The sequence below is a fragment of the Quyinboa ferrireducens genome (assembly GCF_042436675.1).
Classification (GTDB): domain Bacteria; phylum Bacteroidota; class Bacteroidia; order Bacteroidales; family UBA5342; genus JBHJHP01.
On record NZ_JBHMVA010000086.1, the window covers coordinates 1 to 913 of the forward strand.

Annotated in this window: 1 protein-coding gene; it reads right to left on the reverse strand. The window is 27.7% G+C overall.

From position 1 onward, the window contains the following. On the reverse strand, positions 1 to 855 hold an 855-nt coding region (locus ACE01N_RS20535; RefSeq protein ID WP_380592962.1), incomplete at its 3' end, for a hypothetical protein. Positions 856 to 913: the final 58 nt, after the last annotated feature.

Genomic DNA, 913 nt, shown 5'->3' on the forward strand with positions numbered 1-913 from the left:
TTGATAAATTAATTTTTCATTCCCTTCCTTATCCATAAATATCAATTTCTCATCATTAAGTATAATTATCCCGTTATCCTTTAATGTAAAGCTATAAATATTCTCAAGTGGAAGCTCAAATTCTCTGGTTCTCAATTTGCTTTTGATATCATATTTGAAAATTGACCCATTTGATTTATCACTTTCTTTTTTGAAATAATATAACTCGTTATCATTTTTCCAGCACATAACAGACCTTTCTTCAATCCCTCCAAACCATTCGTTATTATCAGAATTTGCTCTATCAATCTCCCTAAATTGATTTTTAATCAAATCATAAATTATCAGCTTTGTTAAAATCAAATCAGTTTCTTCATTGTAGTCATAATCAATAAATGATAAAAATCTATTTGATGCATATAAATTGATAATGTTGTAATCATCATTGAAATCAAATTTCTCAATTCTTTTATTTTCAATATTGATTTTTAAAATATTATAATCATAAAATCTATCCTGTTCTCCCGGTGTAGTTATTGCAAAACATGAATTATCATTACATGTCAATTCAACTATTACCAATTTATCATTATGATATAAAGTATCATATAAATCGGATTGTATATTCCATTTTCCAATAGTCCATGCATTACAACCAATTATTTCATTATCATTAATCGGGTTCCAGTAAAGTCCAATTGGATAAGTATCCTTTGTAATTAAAGTATCATTACTAATTCTAATTATCCTTGACTCGTAACTGTCACTTGAACGAGGAACATTGAAATTAATCACTTTAAACTCATTGAAAAATAATGATTGTCCAAAAATACTTATGTTGAAAATCATTAAGGCTATTGTCAATATTGGTTTCATCGGTCTCTTTTTATTGGGCACAACGTTCCCGCGGTATGGTGTCGTGGCAGTTTCTTTC